This window comes from Marinobacter sp. SS5-14b, assembly GCF_030541005.1.
GTDB lineage: Bacteria > Pseudomonadota > Gammaproteobacteria > Pseudomonadales > Oleiphilaceae > Marinobacter.
On record NZ_JASSVM010000013.1, the window covers coordinates 1 to 21,368 of the forward strand.

Genomic DNA, 21,368 nt, shown 5'->3' on the forward strand with positions numbered 1-21,368 from the left:
GGAAATAGGCAAAAATCGAACAAAACAGAGGGTGATAACGCCAAAATCGCGCTTGAATGGCTTTTTTTCGAGTTGAAAAGCGATTCAGCGATAAATCAGGCGTTAATCAGACCCTCCCTAGGTAATTTGGCGGGCAGCCTATCAAGCTCCGTTGCTGGAAGGCATTTCTGACCTCTAATTTGGCCTTCGTTTGTCAGTCGCTTTCTCTCCTCCATTACTTCGTCCAGCAGCATACTAGCGGGTGCTTCGTTGGGGGCCTGCTCGACTAACATACCGCGAACAGCCAACTCCAGAATCAACTCTCGCAGCTTCTTAACCCCAGTCAGCTCAACTTTGCCATTACTCCCCCGGCCACTGCCGGACTTCTTCGTGACCGCCCCAGTCCACAAATCCAGATGCTCGGTAATCAGCTCCCGCGCACTCACACCGCACCCCCGTCCGCGTTCTCACTGCTGTTATGAGAAAGCGCGTCGGCAAGGATGTCCCTCAGCTGGTGGCGGATTTCCTGGATTTCGGCCTGTTGCTGTTCGTACTTGGCCAGCAGTTCGTCCGGGTCGTGGTTGACCTGTTCGCCCACATGGGGATTCTTGATGTCCAGGTTGAAGTTGCGGGCCTTGATGTCGTCGATGGACACTTTCCAGGCCTGCTCGGTTTCCACCCGGCCTGCGAAGTCGTCGGCCTCGGTGCCCCACCAGTCGATTTCGGTCTGGAACTCCGAGAACTTCATGGGCCTGGTTTTGCTGTAGTTCTTGTAGCCTTCCGGGTAGGGGTGTTCGTAGTACCACACGGTTTCCGTGGGCTTGCCCTTGGTGAAGAACAGCAGGTTGGTCTTGATGCCGGTGTAGGGGTTAAACACGCCGTTGGGCAGGCGCACGATGGTGTGCAGGTTGCACTCTTCCAGCAGCTTTTCCTTGAGGCGGGTTTTCATGCCTTCGCCGAACAGGAAACCGTCTGGCAGCACCACGGCGGCGCGGCCACCGTCCCGCAGCAGGTGGATGAACAGAGTCATGAACAGGTCGGCGGTTTCCCGGGTGCGGAAGGCGCTGGGGAAGTTGGTTTCAATGCCGTCTTCTTCCATGCCGCCGAAGGGCGGGTTGGCCACGATAACGTCTACCCGTTCTTTCGGGCCCCAGCTGATGAGCGGGCGGGCCAGGGTGTTGTCGTGCTTTATCTGGTCCGGCACTTCGATGCCGTGCAGAATCAGGTTTGTGGTGGCCAGCAGGTGCGGCAGGGGCTTTTTCTCAACGCCATGGATGCTCTTCTGCAGGGTTTGTTCGTCCTGCGGGGTGCTGACGTAGTGCTTGCGCTTGTGCTCGATGGTGCAGGTAAGGAAGCCGCCGGTGCCGCAGGCCGGGTCCATCACTTTCTCGTCCAGCTTCGGGTCTACCCGGTTGACCATGAACTCGGTCACTGCCCGCGGGGTGTAGAACTCACCGGCGTTGCCGGCGCTCTGCAGGTCTTTGAGGATTTGCTCGTACATATCGCCCAGCTCGTGGCGCTCGGCGGATTTGTTGAAGTTGATGCCGTCCTGCAGCTTGTTGATGACCTGGCGCATGAGCTGGCCGGACTTCATGTAGTTGTAGGCGTCCTCGAACACGTTGCGGATAACCACGCCCCGGTAGTCGTCACCGGCCGGCTCCAGGTTCTGCAGGCCAGGGAACAGGGTGTTGTCGATGAAGTCTTTGAGCTCGTCGCCGGTCACGCCTTCCGGGTCCGCGGCCCAGTTGCGCCAGCGCAGGTTTTCCGGAATCGGAGATTTGTAGTCGTCGTAGATCAGCTCCCATTCCTGTTCCCGGTCATCGAAGATTTTCAGGAACAGCATCCAGACCAACTGGCCGATGCGCTGGGCGTCGCCGTCCACGCCCACGTCTTTGCGCATGATGTCTTGGATGGATTTTATGGTGGTGCTGATAGACATAGGTGTTCAGTTCCTGCGTGTTCGGAATGGTGTAAAGCGATAAGTTCGGGTCAGGACGTTTGCCGGTAAAGCTCGTCTTCCAGGTCTTTCACGGCCTCGGTATAGCCGGGCTTGCCCCCGAAGGAGTCCACCAGTTCCATGAGTGAGCCTATCTGACTGAAGGGCGCGAGGGTGAGGATTTTAACATCTTCGATAGGCTCGATGCCGTCGTCGGTGTACTTGTCCAGCAGGGCGTCCAGAACCTCTTTGCTGGCGCCTTCGTATTTGCTGAAGTAATTCTGCTTACGCACCTGCTCGGCCCGCTCCTTGCGGCTCAGAGGAGGCTGGTCGTAGACGATGTGACAGATGACATCGAAGGGGTCGGGTTCAGCCCCCAGTTTCTTGCTGACGTCCTTGATGAGGTCGTCCCACATCACGCCTTGCTCGGCCAGTTCTTCGATGATGGCCTGTTTGCGCTCGGCTTCGTTCCAGCCTTTGAGGAAGTCGGTGAGGGTGGCGTACTGCTCTTTCACTTTCTTGCGGGTGAAGTCTTTCAGGCTTTCGGTGATGAGCTTGCCGTCTGGGCCGAGGTACTGGACGCGCTCGGCAATCACCTTGACCTCCACATCGCCCACCACGTACTTCACCCGCTTGGTTTTTTCTTCGTCGCCAGTGGGCCAGGCGGGTGTGCTGTCGTCGCTGTGCCAGGTTTCGCCGGGCTCAACTTCATAGCCCTCGGCTTCTTCGCATAGCGGCAACTCGGTGTTGTCTGGGGCCAGAGCTTCGTGCTCATCGTCTGGGACGATGGAATCGTCGCCTTTCGGTTCGTAGACCTTCACCGGGTCGCCATCGAACGCCGGGTCTGCGAACAGTTCCGTGGCTTTCTTGAAGTCCAGAATGGTGAACCAGTGCTTGTTGTAGTCGTCGTTGATGCGGGTGCCACGGCCGATAATTTGCTTGAACTCGGTCATGGATTGAATGCGCTGGTCCAGGACGATGAGTTTGCAGGTCTGGGCGTCTACGCCGGTGGTCATCAGTTTGCTTGTGGTGGCAATGACGGGGTAACGCTCTTCCGGGTTGATGAAGTTGTCCAGCTCGGCCTTACCTTCCTGCTCGTCGCCGGTGATGCGCATGACGTACTTGCGGTTCTCTTTCACTCGCTCCGGGTTCAGGTTTACCAGGGTCTGGCGCATGCGTTCTGCGTGGTCGATGTCTTCGCAGAACACGATGGCTTTCTGGTAGGGGTCGGTTTGTTCGAGGAATTCGGTCACTTTCCTGGCGACCACTTCGGTGCGCTTCTCCAGAACCAGCTGGCGGTCGAAGTCTTTCTGGTTGTAGATGCGGTCTTCGATGAGCTCGCCGTGCTTGTCGGTCTGGCCCTTGCTGGGGCGCCAGCCTTGCAGGTCGCGGTCCAGGTCGATGCGCACGACTTTATAGGGTGCCAGGAAGCCGTCTTCGATGCCTTGCTTCAGGGAGTAGGTGTATACCGGCTCGCCGAAGTAGTCGATGTTGGAGACTTCCTTGGCTTCCTTCGGTGTAGCCGTCAGGCCTATATGGGTGGCGGCTGAGAAGTATTCCAGAATCTGGCGCCAGGCGGAGTCCACGGAGGCGCTGCCCCGGTGGCACTCGTCGATAACCACGAGGTCGAAGAAATCCGGGGAGAACTGTTTGTAGATGTTCTGCTCGTCCTCGCTGCCGGTAACGGCCTGGTAGAGCGACAGGTAAATTTCGTAGGACGGGTCTACCGTTCGGTTGGTGACCTTGGTCATGGCTTGGCCAAAGGGCTTGAAGTCGTTGTTCTTGGTCTGGTCTACCAGAATGTTGCGGTCGGCCAGGAACAGGATGCGTTTCTTCTGCTTGGATTTCCACAGCCGCCAGATTATCTGAAAGGCGGTGAAGGTCTTGCCGGTGCCGGTGGCCATTACTAGCAGAATACGGTTCTGCCCACGGGCCACGGCCTCTACGGTGCGGTTGATGGCGACTGTCTGGTAATAGCGGGGTGTTCGGCCGCTGCCGTCATCGTAGTACGGCTGCTCGACCGTTTGCCGGGCGGTCTGGTGGATGCCTTTGTGCTGGCAGTAGAGCTGCCAGAGGGTTTCGGGGGAGGGAAATTCGTCCAGGCTCAGGGTAGTCTCGGTTTGGCCGAAGTGCCCGGTGCGGTCGTGGAACAGGAAACCGTCGCCGTTGCTGCTGAACACGAAGGGCGCGTCCAGGGCATCGCTGTAGGCCAGAGCCTGCTGCATTCCATCGCCCAGGCTGTGGTTGTTGTCCTTGGCTTCGATGATGGCAATGGGCATGTTCTTCTTATAACTGAGAACGTAATCGGCCCGGCGACGTTTGCCACGGGTGTGCAGTCTGCCACGCACGATGATGCGGCCAGCGGTGAACGAGACTTCCTCTCGCACCTGGCTGTGCATGTCCCAGCCCGCATTCTGCAGGGCTGGGTTGATGTACTTGGTGCAGATGTCCCGCTCTGTGAGCTTTTTCTTGTCCATGTGCTCGCCGCCGTTACTTCCGATTTGCAACCATCTGGTTTTGCGTGGTTTTGTGGCTTTAGGTTAGCCCATATCGGTAGGTTACAGAAGGTTTGTGTGCTTGATCACGCAGAGCTGTTGCTTTCTTGATACCGCAAGAGGTATGTTCCAAATCGCTCAGGAGAGCAAAGGGATAGATCAACGGACAAGGAAACGGAATTGTGTCCTACCAGTTATACGTTACCGGTGGCTACGGCTTTACCGAAAGGATTCTGCCGTCGTTACTGCACCCCTCCGAAGCGGTTTCCATCGCACAGGATTATTTTTCTCGTGGTTACCAGGGCGCTCATATAGAGCCCGCACCGGATGCTGGTTTTCGGGTTTTGGAAAAAGCATCCAGCAGTGAGCGCCAGGGAATACTCGATGCCTTACAAAGCGGGCAGCTGGTGCTTGCCCGCCAGGACAGTGCGCCTTTCGGGCTTTTCACGGAGCGTAACGCCAGCCCTGATCACCTTCGCTCCGATCTGCCGCAGCCCCTAGTGAGTCGTTTGCGTGAGCGATGGCCAACGGGCACTGGCGGCGGGTTGACCATACGATCAGATTCGCTGCACGCTCCCGCCACACAGGATTATCAACTGGCCCCGGAGCCGGTTGCAGCGCCCCTTCCAGGGAAAAGCCCGTACAAACTGACGATTGAGTATCGCTGGCCCGATGGTACCGGCGTTGCAGATTTGCCGTTTCAGGTGGGTACAGATCTTGATGGCGTAACAGGAACGTTGAATCATCAGGGCAGCGCCACAGTAGAGGGCTTGAATGGCCGATATGCGACAGTTCGGCTGGGTTCCAGTGCCGTGGACGATGCGGTTCGTCAGGAACGCAATACTATAACTGCCGGTTTGCAGCGGTTACTGGAGCAGGAGCGGAGGGAAACCGCCGCTAGGGAAATGGTCTACCAGGAACTGCTCGGGTATGAAAAGGGATTAGTGAGCACTGGAGCGCTTTTTCAGGGTGCCTATGATGCTGGAATGGGGTTGTTTGATTTTGTGGTGGGTGTCAGTGATCTGAGCAACACCACCAAAACCCTTCTGGATGGGCTTAATGCGGCTTGGGCCGCCCATAAAGAGAATGGAGCTAATAGTTGGTACGAAACATTCCGTACGCTGTATGACGAAAGCCGGAGAGAACGTTGGGTTCGTGCCATCGGGTTCTCTCCTTCAGACATTAGCAGTGAAGATTTAGCGAAGGCCTACGAGCTGGCGTCTATGGTGATGACTGATGAGAAGCTACGTACAGCGTTGAAAGACTTCACCACCGATTACGCGACTATCCAGCACCATACCGAGTATACGTACGTTGGTGGTGCAGTAGCATTCGAGTTAGTGTTGGCGGGCTTGCTGGCGGCAACAACGTTGGGGGCCGGGAATGCTGCCCAGGCTTCCAGCCGTATTCGCCATGCCCGGATACTGGCAGGGCTCGGCCCCGCCTTTGGCCGGTTTGTTGAAGCCCTTAAGCTTCAGGGCTTGCGCAGAGTTTGGCGGGATGTCGATCTGAGCAAGAATAATCACTTTAAAGACGAAGCCTCCCCGCGCCCGGAGGGGGTTGAGGCTGAGCCTGCCGTACAACGCACAACTGGCAGGCCGAAGAAGGCACTACCTCAGTCGCTAGGTGAAGCCAAAAAAATTCTGCAGGATGCTCGAGCCGCCATCATTGCCAACGGCAAGGCACCCCCACCTAAATACACCCAGGCTCAGCTACACCAAATTGCCGCAGAGGGTTTTGGCGATGAGAAGTACATCGTTCGTTTGGTGGAGGAACCTCATATCAACCTCAATGGCCCGAACAACGGAAGGTTGGGAAAGGAAGGCCCTGCCGGTGTGCAGATTTGGTCAACGAGTTTTGATCAGATTGCGCACCTGGATACGGACCCCAAGCTGATCTCTGAAGCGATGGGTGTGAACTTCAAGCCGGGCGCCAAGTACAAGCTGGCGATCGTTGATCAGGCAGATGCGGTGAAGTATGCGGATGCTGAAACGATTGTTCCCACATACGGAAATTTAACAAAGTTTGTTGAGGATAAGCTGCCCGGTAAGGTCGAAAATCCCGGATTGGTTAAGGATGTTATGACGCCAGAATATTCGGGGGAGTATGAGCCGTTAATCAGTAACATGCCTCCAGCTGCATGGAAAAACCCGCAAATACGTAACGCATATTTGAGAAAGGCGGGGCTTGGCCAGGACGAGATCAAGAAATTTAATACTCGAATTAGTATTCAGGACAATACAGGTGCAAATGAGCATTTTACTGGTAATGGCCTGACCAAAACGACCAACTCGACCACAGAACATCCGGTGTATGGCACTGTGGAAGCATTCAGCCTGCATAAGAACCCCAAAACCTTCCGGCAAATGATGGGTATAGAAGGTGGAACCCAGTGGGTGGAGTTGGTGGACCTAAAACCGATTAATTTTGGAGCTTGAGAATGGCGTACCCGAAACTGCCCGAATGGCCGATTATTGATCCTGAAGATCCTCCTGAGGGCTATCATCGGGTCACCAAGGTAATGAATCCGGAGGACGACACTGCGCCTTGGCATTGTTTCGCTGTGGAGCGTCACCTGATCTTTGCCCAGAAAGTGTGGGTTAAGCTTGGTGATGATGATCCAGGCGAATTTGTTACTGCGCAATATGAGTTTCCAATTGGCGCTGCCAGATGGTTTGTAGAGACGCTCAAGCGCTTTTTTCTCGACCCGGATCACCCTAACGCTGTTCCCCGAGGTGCTATCACTATCGAGGAAGAAGTTGACGGTGAAACGCTGGGGGTAACCCGGGGAGCCCAGTACGGCAGCATGCTAAAGGGGATCCCGGGATACTCACTGGATAATGTGAATCGCTTTGAACATACAACTTTGGGTCCCGATGACAATTGGTGCCAGATGTTCAAAATGGGCGATCCGTGGTTGTTTGAGCAGGGCTTGCTGGATGCCTTTAAAGACATCGCTGAGCGTCATGAGAGAGGAGAGTTTTAGAAAGGAAGTGGGGCCAAAACGAGGGAGGGATATGACTCAAGTATTTCCACAATTTAGCCAAAAAAACGACTCGCTTCGAAGTATATGATGCGGATAAAAGTGCAGCAATTGAGTGTCGGTCCTGGTGGTCAGATATTCCCGGTTTTGAGCCAGTGGAGCCTGAAATGGATGAGGATGAGGACTTTCGAGCATTTCACGGGAAATGGACTCACGAAACAGGCGTGAATTGTCTTTATGAATGAACTGGGAATGGTGCCCCCGGCAGGACTCGAACCTGCTACCTTCCCCTTAGGAGGGGGACGCTCTATCCAGATGAGCTACGGAGGCATTTCAGAAGAGGCGGTATAATAGCCGCCATAGACCTGTGGCTCAAGGGGCCACAGGCTTGCGTTGGCGCAGCTCTTCCAGAATTTCGTGCTGATTGGTGACTTTTTCACCGGTCAGCACTTGTAATGCCCGAGCTCGTTCCATCAGGGCTTCGTGGTAAGTTTGCGTGAGCTCGTCCAGTGTCACTTCCCGAATGGCCGCTGCCAGCTGCTCCCGGCTGTCGAACTGGTAGTTCTCCCGATCGATTTCCCGCCAGTACCGCCCAGACACTTCACCGAGCTGCCGGTCCCGTTCCATGAGTTTGCTGATAACGGCCTGCTTTTCCCGGTTGAGCTGGCTGGGAGGCAGTTTTGCCAGGGCGGTTTGAAAGCTGTCAGCGAACTCGACCACGGCTTGGTCGATTTCCTTGCCACTGGCTTCCGGAGACTGGACCACCAGGCCCAGGGCCGGGGTTTCCAGTATCTCAAAAGCGGAGGCGTAAACGATGTAGCCGAGCTGTCGTGAGGTTCGGATGTTTTCGTAAAAGGGGCTGCTGATAATTTGCGCCAGTAGCTGGTAGCGGGCCCGCTCTGCATAGGAGGTGTCTTTACCCTGCAGGTACAGGGTGTATCCGGTGTCCGGGTGCTCAACGTCAAGCGTTGCCCGGGTTTGCCCGTCTGGTAGTTGGCGAACCTGAGCGCGTTCAACTACTGCGCGCTCACGATTGCTAAGTACCATAGCCTGGACTTGCTTCGCCATGTTCAGGGCAGACGCCGCAGTCAGGTTGCCGTGGGCCAGCATCACCGGGTCGGTTACCCGCACCAGTTCGTTGCCGAAACTGATCAGTTCGTCCAGGGTTACCTCCTTGGCGGCCGCCAGCTTATCAGCGACTGGAAAGGTGCCGGCGAGCAGGGCAGTCTGAATAAATTCTGAGGTTTGCTGAACCGGCCGGTCTTTGGCTTTGTTTTCCAGGCCGTCAATCAGGCGCTGGCGGGCAATGTGGAATCGCTGTTCGGTGAAGTTGGGTTCCGAGAATTCCAACAGGATGCGGTTGACCAGTTTGTGCAGCTTGTCGTTATAGCCGCCCACGCGAATGGTGACACCTCGCAAGTGCGGGTAAACGGCGTAATCCAGCCCTGCCAGCCGGGCGGAATAGGCCCAGGCATTGAGGTTGGTGGTAATGGCGTCTACCAGCAGCTGGGTGAGGACAGCGCTGCGGGCCGAGGCGCGAGCCGCGGGTGTGCGCAGGCTGATGAAGACGTTGGCTTTGGGTGTGTTGAAACGCGTGTCTCGGGCGTACCAGATGTCCAGGCCGTTGGGTTCGCCCAGCAGAATGGGTTGGGGCATGGTGTGCCCCTCCACCAAGTCAAGATTATCCGGTACAAACGGGTTTGCTTCGGGCAAGGCCAGTTGTCTGGCCAGTTGCAGATCTGTATCTGTCTGAACGTCCAGTGGTTCACGCTGCCAGGGCGTTTTGTACCATTCGGTAAACAGCGGTGTCTCAAAGTTTTGTTGCGGCGCAGACACCCAGGCCACCAGGTTGTCTGGGGTTAACCGGTCCAGAATGGCTCGGTATTGCTCCGGTGCGTAGCTTTCCATTAGCCAGGGGGCGCTCAGGATGTCTTCTGGCGGGTAGTCCCGAAGCAGGCCGGAGAGTCTCATGGCTGCCTGAACCGGTTCGCTCCGTTCCCGAAAGCGGAAATCGATCATCGCAAGTTGCTTCATTTCGTCGAAGCGTTCGCGGCCAATGCCTTCGGCTCTGATCTGGTCGATGTAGTGGAAGACGAGCGCGATGATCTCGTCTTGCCGCTTCAGGCCTTCCCGGGTAAGCGACATGCTGATGTCCAGCGTCGCGTGTTCGCCGGTGTCCATGCCGAGGCCCGCAGAGAGAGACTCTACCCATCCTTCCCGTTTTAGCACGTCGAACAGGCTGCCAGGGCCTTCGTGCCCGAGCAGATTCGCTATGTAGGAGGCCGGTTTGGTGGCGTAATTGCTCTGTTGTGAGGGGATGGGAAACGACAATGCCAGGCTTCGGCTGTCTTTCAGGGTCTCCGCGCTGATCCGTTCGGGCAGGCGCTCCGAGCTGTGCAGGGGCTCGGTGTGTTCCACAGGCTCCAGGTTGCGGTTGGCAATGGCGCTGAATCGATCTCGAACCAGGCGTTCCAGTTCATCCAGCGGCTGGGGCCCATAAACCGCCAACGTCATGATGTTGGATGAGTAGTTCTGTTGCCAGAACTCGATCAGGTCGGGCCGTAGAGGGTTGTCTTCGGTGTTCTCCAGGGTGCTGAGGTTACCGACGGCGAACTGACTGAAGGCATGGCTCGGATTGCCGGCGGCTTTGCGTACAGACAGAAGGCGTCGGCCATCTTCTTTCAGCTTGGCACTGTATTCCGAGTGAACCGCGTTCCGTTCACGGTCGACCAGCTCCGAGGTGAAAAGCGGATGGGAGAACTGCTGGGCAAAGCGATCGAGCGCCGGTTCCAGGAACTCGCTTTCGACGTCGAAAAAATAGTTGGTATCTTCAAACGCGGTGAACGCGTTGTGGCTGCCGCCGTGACTGCTGATGAATTGTTGGTATTCGCCGGCATCGGGGTATTTCTCGGTACCCAGAAACAGCATGTGCTCCAGAAAATGTGCCAGGCCTTCACGATCTGCCGGATCGTTGCCGCTGCCGACCGCCACGTTCATGGAGGCGGCGGCTTTATCGGCCTCGGGGTCCGAGGCCAGGATGACACGCAGGCCGTTGTCCAGTTCCAGATACCGGTAGCTGTTTGGATCGTTCGGGCTTTTGCTGGGTGAGGTACTGGCCAGAGCGGTGGCATTCAGCAGCAAGCTTCCAATCACCAACAGCAGTAGAAGCTGGAAACGGTACAAACGTTGGAACAGGGAGCGGTCAGCGGTCATAGGGCCTCATCTATCCGGGGGTCACGCGTGAAAAGTCAGGTCAGTGCATCTGGCCGGTTTTTGTACTGGCCGGTTGTTGCTCCAGCGTCTGGCGGGCCAGGCTGGCGGCTTTGTCGGCGTCCAGTTGCCCGGAGGCGATGCGCTCCAGCACGCTGGCCATAATGGCGACCGACTGCCGGTACTCGGCGAATTCTGACTGAAAGGCTTTGTCGATGGCCTGGTACACCGCCTGGATTTTTTCTTCCCGGGAGCCGCTGTTGGCTGCGGTGTCATTGATTGCCTTCAGACAGGCGCGGGCTATGGCAATGTAGCGTTCGGTGTTCGGGTTGTCGTTCTGCATGGCTGGTTTGGCAAACCTTGGTGTTGTTGACGGGATTAGAGACGCGCGAAGGCGCCGGAAGTTCCCGATTATGGCATTGCCGGGCGATGGTTGCATTGCCCGTTGGTAATTCTGCGCTCCGGGCAGGCAGGCTCTGGCTCATGTGCTAATCTCAAATGCATTGTGTCGATTACGTGGGCATAACGCAGCTTGGTTGTGCGTGATTTTAGAGTAAAGGCTCTAACAAAAACAAAGAGTTACAGAGTAAATGCTCTAATAAAGTTCGATACATGAAAGATGCAATTAAGTAGAATGCCGGCATTGTGGGTTCGCCTAAGACTTTAGTCTTAGTGGTGTGTGGCCCGATGAAACGACAACTAATAAGTAACAGGCAGGACGGATTACCTATGAATTATTTCCTGACAGGCGGCACCGGTTTTATCGGTCGTTTTCTGGTTGAAAAGTTGCTGGCCCGTGGTGGCACAGTGCATGTTCTGGTTCGCGAGCAGTCACAGGATAAGCTGGCGAAGCTGCGTGAGCGCTGGGGTGTAGACGAAAGCCGCGTGAAGGCGGTGATCGGTGATCTCACCAGCAAAAACCTGGGTATCGATGCCAAGGCCATGAAAGCCCTGAAGGGAAATGTTGATCACTTCTTCCACCTGGCTGCCGTGTACGACATGGGCGCCGATGAGGAATCCCAGGCCGCGACCAATATTGAGGGCACCCGTGCGGCCGTCGAGGCAGCGGAATCAATGGGAGCCAAGCATTTCCATCACGTGTCTTCGATCGCCGCTGCCGGCCTGTTCAAAGGTATCTTCCGGGAAGATATGTTTGAAGAAGCGGAGAAGCTGGATCACCCCTACCTGCGCACCAAGCACGAATCCGAGAAAGTGGTGCGTGAGGAGTGCAAGGTACCGTTCCGTATTTACCGCCCCGGGATGGTGATCGGCCACTCTGAAACTGGTGAAATGGACAAAGTTGACGGGCCGTATTACTTCTTCAAGATGATTCAGAAGATTCGCCACGCCCTGCCGCAGTGGGTGCCCACCATTGGTATTGAAGGCGGTCGCCTGAACATCGTGCCGGTGGATTTCGTGGTGAATGCCATGGACCACATTGCCCATCTCGATGGTGAAGACGGTAACTGCTTCCATCTGGTCGACACCGACCCATACAAAGTGGGTGAGATTCTCAATATTTTCTCCGAGGCCGGTCATGCGCCACGTATGGGTATGCGGATCGACTCTCGCATGTTCGGTTTCATTCCGCCGTTTATTCGTCAGAGCATCAAGAATCTTCCGCCAGTCAAGCGCATTACCGGCGCGCTGCTGGATGACATGGGCATTCCGCCGTCCGTTATGTCGTTCATCAACTACCCGACCCGTTTTGACACCCGGGAAGTGGAGCGTGTGCTGAAAGGTACGGGCATTGAAGTGCCACGTCTGCCGAGTTATGCCGCAGTAATCTGGGACTTCTGGGAGCGCAACCTGGACCCGGATCTGTTCAAGGACCGCACCCTGAAAGGCACCGTTGAAGGCAAGGTCTGTGTGGTGACCGGAGCCACCTCCGGGATTGGCCTGGCCACCGCAGAAAAGCTGGCAGAAGCCGGTGCCATTCTGGTGATTGGTGCGCGCACCAAAGAAACGCTGGATGAAGTCGCAGGTCAGTTGGAGGCCAAGGGAGGCAGTGTTCATGCTTACCAGTGTGACTTCTCGGATATGGAAGACTGTGACCGCTTTGTGAAGACGGTTCTGGATAACCATGGCCATGTGGATGTTCTGGTCAACAACGCTGGTCGCTCTATTCGCCGATCCCTGTCATTGTCGTTCGATCGCTTCCACGATTTCGAGCGCACCATGCAGTTGAACTACTTCGGCTCTGTGCGGCTGATCATGGGCTTTGCGCCAGCCATGCTGGAACGCCGTCGCGGCCACGTGGTGAATATTTCCTCGATTGGTGTTCTGACCAACGCACCCCGGTTCTCTGCGTACGTGGCGTCCAAGTCTGCGCTGGATGCGTTCAGCCGCTGTGCCGCGGCTGAGTGGTCTGACCGTAATCTGACGTTTACCACCATCAACATGCCGCTGGTTAAAACGCCGATGATCGCACCGACCAAGATTTACGATTCTGTGCCTACGCTGTCTCCTGAGGAAGCGGCGCAGATGGTGGCGGATGCGATTGTGTATCGTCCGAAGCGTATCGCTACCCGGTTGGGTGTGTTTGCGTCTGTACTGCATTCGCTGACACCGAAGATGGGCGAGATCATCATGAACACCGGTTACCGTATGTTCCCGGATTCGCCCTCAGCCGCGGGCAGTAAGTCCGGTGAAAAGCCTAAGGTGTCTTCCGAGCAGGTGGCATTTGCCGCCATTATGCGAGGCATTTACTGGTAAGCCGGATTGCAGGCAACAAAAAACCCGCCATGTGCGGGTTTTTTGTTGCCTGCAAAATGCAGTTGGGAGGCCTATGCGTCGCTGGCGCTGATGGCCGGTGGCGGATAGCCACCCAGTTCCTGCCAGCGATTGACGATGCCGCAGAACAGATCGGCGGTTTTTTCAGCATCGTAAGCGGCAGAGTGGGCCTCTTTGTTGTCGAACGGAATGCCGGCCAGTTTGCAGGCCTGGGCCAATACCGTGTGGCCATACGCCAGGCCTGCAAGCGTGGCAGTGTCAAAGGTGGAAAAGGGGTGGAACGGGTTCCGTTTGATGTCTGCCCGCATGGCAGCGGCGAACACAAAGTTGTGGTCGAAGGTGGCATTGTGCCCAACCAGAACCGCCCGCTTACAGTCGAAGGCTTTGACCGCTTTGCGGATAGGGGAAAAGATTTCACTCATGCCTTCTAACTCAGGAACCGCCTCCCGCTCCGGGCTCCAGGGATCAATGCCCGTGAAATCCAGTGCAGACTGCTCCAGGTTTGCGCCTTCGAAAGGGTCGATTTGCTGAAGGTAGGTTTCACCGCGGTGCAGCAGGCCATTCTCATCCATGGTCAGCATGACGGCGGCAATTTCCAGCAGAGCATCCCGTTCCGGGTTGAAGCCGGCGGTTTCAACGTCCACAACCACGGGTAGAAAACCGCGGAAGCGCTGGGACATAGGGTGAGGCTGTTTGTTTTCGTCTGACACTCGAACTCCAATGTTCGTGTTGTTTAAAAAGTTACGCCATGCGCCAGTGAACGGTTTCACCGGCTTTTAACGGCACGATGGTACCTTCGGCCAGTGGTAGCTGCTCCGGCATGGTCCAGGATTCGCGCACCAGGGTGATGGTGTCGGTGTTTCTGGGCAGTCCGTAAAAATCGGCACCGTTGAAACTGGCGAACGCCTCCAGCTTGTCCAGAATACCCAGCTCCTCAAAAATATCGGCGTAAAGACCAATCGCACCGTAGGCCGAATAGCATCCGGCACAACCGCAGGCCGCTTCTTTCTTGTCGCGGGCGTGGGGGGCGGAGTCCGTTCCCAGGAAAAATCTCGGATCACCACTGGCAACGGCTTCGCGCAACGCTAACTGGTGTTTGTTGCGTTTGAGAATCGGCAGACAGTACAGGTGAGGGCGAATGCCCCCCACCAGCATGTGGTTGCGATTGTACATCAGATGCTGAGGCGTAAGCGTTGCGGCCAGGTTGCCACCTGAATGGCTGCGCACAAAGGCGGCCGACTCTGCCGTAGTGATGTGCTCCAAAACTACCTTTAGTGTCGGGAAGGCCGCAAGGGTTGGTGCCAGAACGCGTTCCAGGAATACTTTTTCCCGGTCGAAGATGTCGATGTCTGGATCGGTCACTTCCCCGTGTACCAGCAATAGCATGCCGCACTCGGCCATGGCTTCGAGCACCGGGTAAATATTGCGGATGTCGGTCACGCCGGACGCCGAGTTGGTGGTCGCACCAGCGGGGTAGAGCTTGGCGGCGACGACACCGGCGTTTTTGGCTTCGCGAATGGTGTCCGCCGTAGTGCTTTCGGTCAGGTACAGGGTCATCAGAGGTTTGAAGCCGGTATCTGGCGCGGCCGCCTGGATGCGCTCCCGGTAGGACTCGGCGGCAGCGGCATCGGTGACCGGCGGCACTAGGTTAGGCATGATGATTGCCCGGCCAAAACAGGCCGCAGTGGCAGGCACAACGCTGTTGAGCACAGCGCCATCGCGTACATGCAAGTGCCAGTCGTCAGGGCGGGTGATGGTCAGTTGTCTGGTCATGAAGTATCCGCAAAGCAGCCAAAAAATTTCGCGGATTATAGCAGAAGGCAGGCCTGAATGTTTTCAATCTGAATTTGGTTACGATGGCTCAAGTAATGTCCACCCTTGCCGTTACACGAAGAGCTGAACAGTTAATGTAATTCGGGGCGTTTTTATGGCCATGTTTGATCGCAGGTCTACAGGGTTGACGATGGCAGCTTATGCGGCTGCTTTGCCGCTGTGGCTGTCGGCCTCGCCGGTGGCGGCTTCGAGCTATGGCGCGGGTATTGAAAACAGCCAGTGGTATCTCTCTGAATCGGTGTTTGAATGCTCCCTGACCCACGATGTACCGGGTTATGGGCGTGCGGTATTCAGTCACAGGGCCGGAGAGCAGCTTGCTTTTCACCTCGAATCGGAGCTGCCAATGATGCGGCCGGGAAAAGGCCGCCTGGTCGTTGAGGCTCCGGCCTGGCGCCCCGGCGTGGCTCCGCGTCCCGTTGGTTTGGTGGATGTTTCATCCGGCAGCCGTGCAGTAAGTGTTGGCAATCGCGAGGCGACTCTGATGGCTCAGGGCTTGTTGCAGGGGATGCAGCCAACCTTGACCCGAGCCGCTCGTTACGATGATCGGCCCGTTCGTGTTCATTTGTCGAATGTGAACTTCTCCGGGCCCTACTCCGGTTACCGGCAATGCGTGGCCTGGCTGCTGCCCGTGAATTATGATCAGATCCGGCGTTCCCGGGTGCCTTTCGCAAGCGGTAGCACCAGTCTCTCTGAGGCCGACAGAAGGTTGCTGGATAACATTGTCACTTATGTGATGGCGGATTCGACTGTTGAGCGTATTCTGGTGGATGGTCACTCGGATAGCCTGGGTAGCCGTATCGATAACCGCGCTCTGTCGGAGGAGCGGGCAACGGTTGTCGCAGACTATCTAAAAGCTCGAGGTATCGATGAAAATCTGCTGATTGTGCGAAGTCACGGGGACCAGTTCCCGGTGTCACGCCGTCACGCCGATAACCGCCGCACGACCATACGCTTGCAGCGTGAAGGAGAGCGGCCCGAACTTCAGCAGGCGAGTGGCATGGGTGGCGAGTTTGCGGGCTGAATGTTGCCGCCACCAACCTGGCTAGTAAACGGCGTTCATCACTTCGAGATGAGCGGCGACGCTTTCAGATAACGCTTTCAGATGGTAGCCCCCTTCCAGCGTCGAAATAATTCGGTCGTTGGCGTGGTCATGTGCCACGCTTACCAGCATCTCGGTCAGCCAGCGGTAATCTTCTGCTTCCAGGTTCAGTTCCGCCATCGGGTCTAGCTTGTGGCCATCAAATCCGGCTGAAATCAGAACCAGCTGAGGCCGGAAATCCTGAAGCTTCTTCAACCAAACCGCTTCCACGGCTTTTCGGTACTCCGCTGCAGAGCAATTTGCCTCAATGGGCGCATTCACAATGTTGTCTGCCTGACGGTGCACGTGGGAGTGCGGGTAGAACGGATGCTGGAAGCTGGAACACATCAGAATGCGTTCATCACCACTGACAATATCAACCGTGCCGTTGCCCTGGTGAACATCAAAATCGATGATGGCCACCCGCTCCAGGTGATGGAAGGTAAGGGCGCGCATAGCCGCCAGTGCGATGTTGTTGAAGAAACAGAACCCCATGGATTTTGCCCGTTCGGCATGGTGCCCGGGGGGCCTGGCGCAGACAAAGGCATTGGTGACCTGGCTGCTCATCACCATATCCACTGCCTGAACGTTTCCGCCAGCAGCCAATCTGGCAGCGCGCAGGGTGTCGGGCATCATGGCCGTGTCGGGGTCGGTGAATACCCGGCCGCGGGTAGGTTGCATCAGGTCCAGCTGGTGCAGGTACGATTCCGGATGTACGGTCAGCAGTTGGTCGCGGGTAATTTCTTCCGGGCGTATCCAGTCGAGTTCCTGTTGCAGGTTGGTGTCTGCGAGGTACGCCAGAATGCTTGCGATGCGCTCGGGGCTTTCCGGATGCTCCGGGCCCATGTTGTGTTTCATGCAGTCGTTGTGGGAGAAGAATGCGGTGGTCATACTGAACGTCTGAGCCCGAGTCTGATTGTTATTGTGTCGATGTTATCAGGGATAACCGAAGTATGTCGTCTTTCTTTGGTCTAATAACAGTGATAGCAGATTTACATCATGAAATAGCCATCTAAGATAAGGTATACATTGATAAGTAACCTGTTTTATTGGGATTCTTACCCAATTTACCGCCGAGAAGGTCAGGGAGAGTCAATTTGAGTACCCGCTATCTGGAAAGTCTTTTCAACCCTGAATCAATTGCTGTGATCGGTGCGTCCGAGCGGGCAGACAATCTCGGTGGCATGGTGTTGCGTAACCTGCTGGGCGGTGGGTATCCGGGCCGTATCGTGGTGGTGAACCAGAGCGACTATGACAACGTGCATGGCGTGCCTTGTGTAGGCAAGGTGTCCAAACTGGATTTCAGCCCGGACCTCGCGATTATCTGTACCCCGCCCGATACCGTGCCCAAGATGATTCGTAAGCTTGGAGAGCGGGGCGTCAGAACGGCCATCGTTATGACCGGTGGTATGTCACGCACGCACAGTAAAACCGGTCAGCCGTTGATGTACTCGGTGCGCGATGCAGCCAGAGAAACCGGTATCCGGGTGCTGGGCCCCAACACCATTGGCCTGATGGTTCCCGCGCGTCACTTGAACGCCACTTATGCCCACATGGGTGCGATTCCCGGTCGGGTCGCTTTTGTTGGGCAGTCCGGCACGATTGCCAGTTCGGTATTGGACTGGGCCTTTGCCCGGGGCGTCGGGTTTTCCTACTTTCTGACCCTGGGCGATGGCATGGACATCGACCACGACGACCTGATCGATTACCTGGCCCAGGACACGCAAACCCGGGCCATTCTGCTGCACATTGAAAGCATTCCGAACCCCCGGCGCTTCATGTCGGCGGTCCGGGTGGCGTCACGCACCAAACCGGTGATTGCCGTTAAGTCTGGCCGTGTGCCGGAGTCCGAGTGGATTGCCCATGGCCTGCCGGCGGGCATCAAGCGCAGCGATCCGATCTACGATGCCATGCTGCAAAGGGCCGGTGTGCTGCGAGTGGACGGTTTGGGCCAGATGTTTGATGCCCTGGAAACCCTCACCCGAATGCGCCCCTTGCGGCGTGAATCCCTTGCCATCATGGCAAATGGCGTGGGTCCGGGGGTGTTGGCGGTTGATCGCCTGGCGGACCTGGGCGGGGAACTGGCAGATTTGTCGCAAGGTTCCATTGATGCCCTTGCCGAATTGTTGCCGCCCTACTGGACCCGAAAAAACCCCATTGACCTGAACTACGACGCCTCTCCGGAGCTTTACGCCCAGGCCATCAAGATCCTCGCTAAAGATCCGAACGTCGCCAACGTACTGGTGATGTACGCGCCCACGCTAGTTCAGGACAGTCTGCAGATTGCCGATGCAGTGGTACAGGCCTCCAAAGGTACACGCCTCAATATATTCACCTGCTGGCTGGGACAGAGCACCGTAATGGATTCCCGGGAGGAGTTCTATCGCGCGGGCTTGCCGTCGTTTTTCAATCCGGAGAAGGCGGTTATGGCCTTCATGCAGCACGTGAAGCATCAGCGCGTTCAACGGCTGCTGACGGAAACGCCGGAATCCTTCACTGACCACTTCGCGGATAGGGCCAACACACGTACTCTGGTGGCCAAGGCCATACGGGATGGCCGTAAACACCTCTCCAACCGCGAGGCCCGACGGGTCATTCAGGATTATGGCATCACTGCGATTGACACCGTTTACTGTGACGATGTGGATGAGGTTCTGGAGATGTTTGCCGTCGAACGCCGGCCCATCGACATTACGGTCATCCATGAGCAGGTCTGCTTTCCTTTCCTTGACCTCAGCCCGACTCAGCGGCGTTACAAAGGCACTGTCAAAAAACTGAACAGCGAACAGGCGATTATTGATAGCTGCCGGTTCCTGATCGAGGAGTATCAGACCCATTTCCCGAAAAGCGGTTTTCTCGGGTTTGCGGTGCAGCGCTCCTATCAGCACGTGGGTGGCATCGAATTCAGTGTGGGCATCACCCGTGATGAGGTATTCGGGCCATTGGTGGTCTGCGGTGCGGCTGGCGCCCAGGTCAATATTATGAGTGACCGGCAAATCGCTCTGCCGCCGCTGAACATGGTTCTGGCCCGCGAGCTGCTGCGCCGGACCTACATGTACAAGTTGCTCAAAGAACACAGCCTGAAGCCAGAGGAGGACATTCGAGCGGTGTCGGAAACTCTGGTGAAACTGTCCCAGATTGTGATCGACATTCCCGAAATCCGGGGGCTGGAAATCGCCCCGCTGTTGTTCAATGAGCAAGGCGCGGTGGCGGTCAGTATTGCCATCGACCTGGACGACAAGCCGGGCCGGCCGATTATTCAGGCCTACCCGCGCGAGCTTGAAGAATGGATCGTGTTGCCACGGTCGGGCCGCAGGGTGATCATCCGGCCGGTACTCGCGGAAGATGAGCCCGCCCATCGGGCGTTCCATGAGCATCAGTCCCCTGAGTCCATCCGCTACCGTTTCTTCCAGTACCGGAAGAATTTCTCCCGGGAAGACGTCGCCCAGATGGTGCAGATCGACTACGACCGGGAGATGGTGTTTATTGCCAATGCCCCCAGGGAAGATGGTGAAGGAGAGGAAACTCTGGGTACGGTTCGTACCTGGACGGATGCCGACAACCTGCGCAGTGAGTTTGCGGTCATGGTGGACGACCGCATGAAAGGCGAGGGCCTGGGCGTGGCGCTGATGCAGAAAATGATTGCTTACTGCCGTGCCCGGGGCACCATGGAAATGATTGGTAACGTACTGCCTGAGAACCGGCCCATGCTGCAATTGGCCGAGCATCTGGGCTTCGAGATCAAGTTCAACCCGGAGGAAGAGGTGATGGACTTGCGCCTGGTGCTGAACGAGCCGGAAAAAGACTGGCAGAAAGAACGTTTGAAAAAGCGGGGGCATTAACCCCCGCGGTTACTCTGGTCAGCGTTGATGGTTTCAGTCTTCAACGATGGCCGAGCGATCTTCGCCGCCAAGGGCCTCCAGCAGCCCGGGAATCATTCTGGACAGCTCCAGGGTCATGATGGTGAAGGCTGCGTCGAATTTTGCGATCGCGTCGTCAGCATCCACACCGTCCAGCTGTTCCTGCAATGTTTCGCCAAATTTCAGGCGGCGAATACCCAGTTCTTCGTCCAGCACCAGGTGTACGTTGTTGTCCCAGGTGAGAGACAGCTTGGTCACCTGCATTCCGGCTTCCAGGTGGTTGCGAATCTCATCGGCTTTCAGGTCCAGCCCTTTGCAGCGCACCACGCCACCGTCTTCGGACGGGTCTTTCAGCTCACACTCGTTGCCCAGCTCAATGGAGGCCGGATGGTCGATGGTTTCGTTCAGCCAGCCGGTAAAGGTGAACGCGGGCGCCTGTTCAACCGCTGGCGGCCGCACGGGCAGGGAGCCCAGAGTTTTGCGCAGCGTGGACGCCAGATCTTCGGCCTGCTTGGCGGAGCCTGCGTCGACGACCATCACGCCGTCTTTCGGGGCCAGATAGGCGTAGCACCGGCGATTACGGGAAAAGGCCTGAGGCAGCATTTCCAGCATGACCTGTTCCTTGATTTCATCTTTTTCTTTACGGCGAACCTTTCGGCTTTGCTCCAGCTCAATCGCTTCCGCACGCTCTTCAACGGCTTCTTTCACCACGGGGCCGGGCAGAATTTTCTCTTCTTTTCGAAGGGCGATCAGGTGGTAGCCGTTGGCACTGTGAACCAGCAGGTCGCTGTGTTTTCCCAGTGGAGAAACCCAACCCTGGCGCATGGTTTCCTGCGGGCCACAGGGTTTGAACGCATCGGCCTGCAATTTTTCTTCGAGGGCTTCGGCAGTAATGTCGAACGGTTTGGTAAAACGGAATACTCGGGCGTTACGAAACCACATGGGTTTTTGTCCTTGCTGTTTGGTCAGGGCTTTCAAGAAGGGGAGCGATGATACGGCCACCCGTCGGCAGCCGTAAAGTTACCGGGAGGGCATGTTCAGATCTGCATAATCTCAACCAGCACGGTTTTAACGATAAAACCGACAACGCCGGCACCCAGCACGGTGAACAGCGCCATAGTGCCGAATTTTCCAGCCTGGGACTTCTTTGCCAGGTCCCATACGATAAAGCCCATCCAGATAATAAGACCTGTCAGAAACACCGTCATGGCGATCTGTGAAAATACTGCTTCGTTCATGGATACTCCGATATCAACTGAAA

The 21,368-nt window shown here is 56.5% G+C and carries 14 protein-coding genes and 1 tRNA gene; 5 read left to right on the plus strand and 10 right to left on the minus strand.

Going from position 1 to position 21,368, the window contains the following annotated elements; genetic code table 11:
- Positions 1-421 precede the first annotated feature (421 nt).
- Both QPL95_RS17520 and hsdR read right to left on the minus strand, forming a co-directional pair.
- Positions 422-1,918 carry a class I SAM-dependent DNA methyltransferase gene (locus QPL95_RS17520; protein ID WP_303292215.1) on the minus strand — a complete coding sequence of 499 codons (1,497 nt, stop codon included), beginning with the start codon at positions 1,916-1,918 and terminating at the stop codon, positions 422-424.
- Between the two features lie 50 nt (positions 1,919-1,968).
- Positions 1,969-4,392, minus strand: a complete 2,424-nt coding sequence (gene hsdR, locus QPL95_RS17525) for an EcoAI/FtnUII family type I restriction enzme subunit R (protein ID WP_303292216.1) — start codon at positions 4,390-4,392, stop codon at positions 1,969-1,971.
- 527 nt (positions 4,393-4,919) lie between these two features.
- Here hsdR and QPL95_RS17530 point away from each other — a divergent pair.
- A complete protein-coding gene (locus QPL95_RS17530) occupies positions 4,920-6,848 on the plus strand; it encodes a hypothetical protein (RefSeq protein ID WP_303292217.1) in 1,929 nt (642 codons plus the stop codon).
- Between the two features lie 2 nt (positions 6,849-6,850).
- Positions 6,851-7,396 (plus strand): hypothetical protein, encoded by a 546-nt coding sequence (locus tag QPL95_RS17535; protein ID WP_303292218.1) that lies wholly within the window; start codon positions 6,851-6,853, stop codon positions 7,394-7,396.
- A 250-nt stretch (positions 7,397-7,646) separates the two neighbouring features.
- Here the strand turns inward: QPL95_RS17535 and QPL95_RS17540 are convergent.
- From QPL95_RS17540 to QPL95_RS17550, 3 genes are all read right to left on the minus strand, one after another.
- A tRNA-Arg gene (locus tag QPL95_RS17540) sits at positions 7,647-7,723 on the minus strand.
- A 42-nt stretch (positions 7,724-7,765) separates the two neighbouring features.
- Positions 7,766-10,606, minus strand: a complete 2,841-nt coding sequence (locus QPL95_RS17545) for an insulinase family protein (protein WP_303292219.1) — start codon at positions 10,604-10,606, stop codon at positions 7,766-7,768.
- Positions 10,607-10,646: 40 nt separating this feature from the next.
- The gene (locus QPL95_RS17550) at positions 10,647-10,946 is read right to left on the minus strand and encodes a hypothetical protein (RefSeq protein WP_303292220.1); all 300 of its coding nucleotides are present in this window, start codon (positions 10,944-10,946) and stop codon (positions 10,647-10,649) included.
- 386 nt (positions 10,947-11,332) lie between these two features.
- On the opposite strand from QPL95_RS17550, the gene QPL95_RS17555 reads away from it, so the two are divergent.
- A complete protein-coding gene (locus QPL95_RS17555; protein ID WP_303292221.1) occupies positions 11,333-13,318 on the plus strand; it encodes an SDR family oxidoreductase in 1,986 nt (661 codons plus the stop codon).
- A gap of 71 nt (positions 13,319-13,389) precedes the next feature.
- Here QPL95_RS17555 and rnt read toward each other — a convergent pair whose 3' ends face one another.
- Positions 13,390-14,046, minus strand: coding sequence for a ribonuclease T (gene rnt / locus QPL95_RS17560; protein ID WP_303292222.1), 657 nt, complete (start codon positions 14,044-14,046; stop codon positions 13,390-13,392).
- A 31-nt stretch (positions 14,047-14,077) separates the two neighbouring features.
- On the minus strand, positions 14,078-15,109 hold the full coding sequence (pyrC, locus tag QPL95_RS17565) for a dihydroorotase (protein ID WP_303292223.1): 1,032 nt from the start codon (positions 15,107-15,109) through the stop codon (positions 14,078-14,080).
- 190 nt (positions 15,110-15,299) lie between these two features.
- On the opposite strand from pyrC, the gene QPL95_RS17570 reads away from it, so the two are divergent.
- A complete protein-coding gene (locus QPL95_RS17570; protein WP_303292224.1) occupies positions 15,300-16,190 on the plus strand; it encodes an OmpA family protein in 891 nt (296 codons plus the stop codon).
- A gap of 21 nt (positions 16,191-16,211) precedes the next feature.
- Here QPL95_RS17570 and QPL95_RS17575 read toward each other — a convergent pair whose 3' ends face one another.
- The gene (locus QPL95_RS17575; protein ID WP_303292225.1) at positions 16,212-17,138 is read right to left on the minus strand and encodes a histone deacetylase family protein; all 927 of its coding nucleotides are present in this window, start codon (positions 17,136-17,138) and stop codon (positions 16,212-16,214) included.
- Positions 17,139-17,344: 206 nt separating this feature from the next.
- On the opposite strand from QPL95_RS17575, the gene QPL95_RS17580 reads away from it, so the two are divergent.
- On the plus strand, positions 17,345-20,089 hold the full coding sequence (locus QPL95_RS17580) for a GNAT family N-acetyltransferase (protein ID WP_303292226.1): 2,745 nt from the start codon (positions 17,345-17,347) through the stop codon (positions 20,087-20,089).
- 33 nt (positions 20,090-20,122) lie between these two features.
- On the opposite strand, the gene rdgC is transcribed toward QPL95_RS17580, so the two are convergent.
- Positions 20,123-21,049 carry a recombination-associated protein RdgC gene (rdgC, locus tag QPL95_RS17585; protein WP_303292227.1) on the minus strand — a complete coding sequence of 309 codons (927 nt, stop codon included), beginning with the start codon at positions 21,047-21,049 and terminating at the stop codon, positions 20,123-20,125.
- 95 nt (positions 21,050-21,144) lie between these two features.
- A complete protein-coding gene (locus QPL95_RS17590; RefSeq protein ID WP_303292228.1) occupies positions 21,145-21,345 on the minus strand; it encodes a DUF2788 domain-containing protein in 201 nt (66 codons plus the stop codon).
- Between the last annotated feature and the right edge of the window lie 23 nt (positions 21,346-21,368).

Coding starts and splice junctions, on each gene's coding strand:
- QPL95_RS17575 (WP_303292225.1), bottom strand. CDS start 17,138: ATGACCACCGCATTCTTCTCCCACAACGACTGCATGAAACACAACATG.
- QPL95_RS17570 (WP_303292224.1), top strand. CDS start 15,300: ATGGCAGCTTATGCGGCTGCTTTGCCGCTGTGGCTGTCGGCCTCGCCG.
- QPL95_RS17535 (WP_303292218.1), top strand. CDS start 6,851: ATGGCGTACCCGAAACTGCCCGAATGGCCGATTATTGATCCTGAAGAT.
- hsdR (WP_303292216.1), bottom strand. CDS start 4,392: ATGGACAAGAAAAAGCTCACAGAGCGGGACATCTGCACCAAGTACATC.
- pyrC (WP_303292223.1), bottom strand. CDS start 15,109: ATGACCAGACAACTGACCATCACCCGCCCTGACGACTGGCACTTGCAT.
- rdgC (WP_303292227.1), bottom strand. CDS start 21,049: ATGTGGTTTCGTAACGCCCGAGTATTCCGTTTTACCAAACCGTTCGAC.
- QPL95_RS17590 (WP_303292228.1), bottom strand. CDS start 21,345: ATGAACGAAGCAGTATTTTCACAGATCGCCATGACGGTGTTTCTGACA.
- QPL95_RS17555 (WP_303292221.1), top strand. CDS start 11,333: ATGAATTATTTCCTGACAGGCGGCACCGGTTTTATCGGTCGTTTTCTG.
- QPL95_RS17520 (WP_303292215.1), bottom strand. CDS start 1,918: ATGTCTATCAGCACCACCATAAAATCCATCCAAGACATCATGCGCAAA.
- QPL95_RS17550 (WP_303292220.1), bottom strand. CDS start 10,946: ATGCAGAACGACAACCCGAACACCGAACGCTACATTGCCATAGCCCGC.
- QPL95_RS17545 (WP_303292219.1), bottom strand. CDS start 10,606: ATGACCGCTGACCGCTCCCTGTTCCAACGTTTGTACCGTTTCCAGCTT.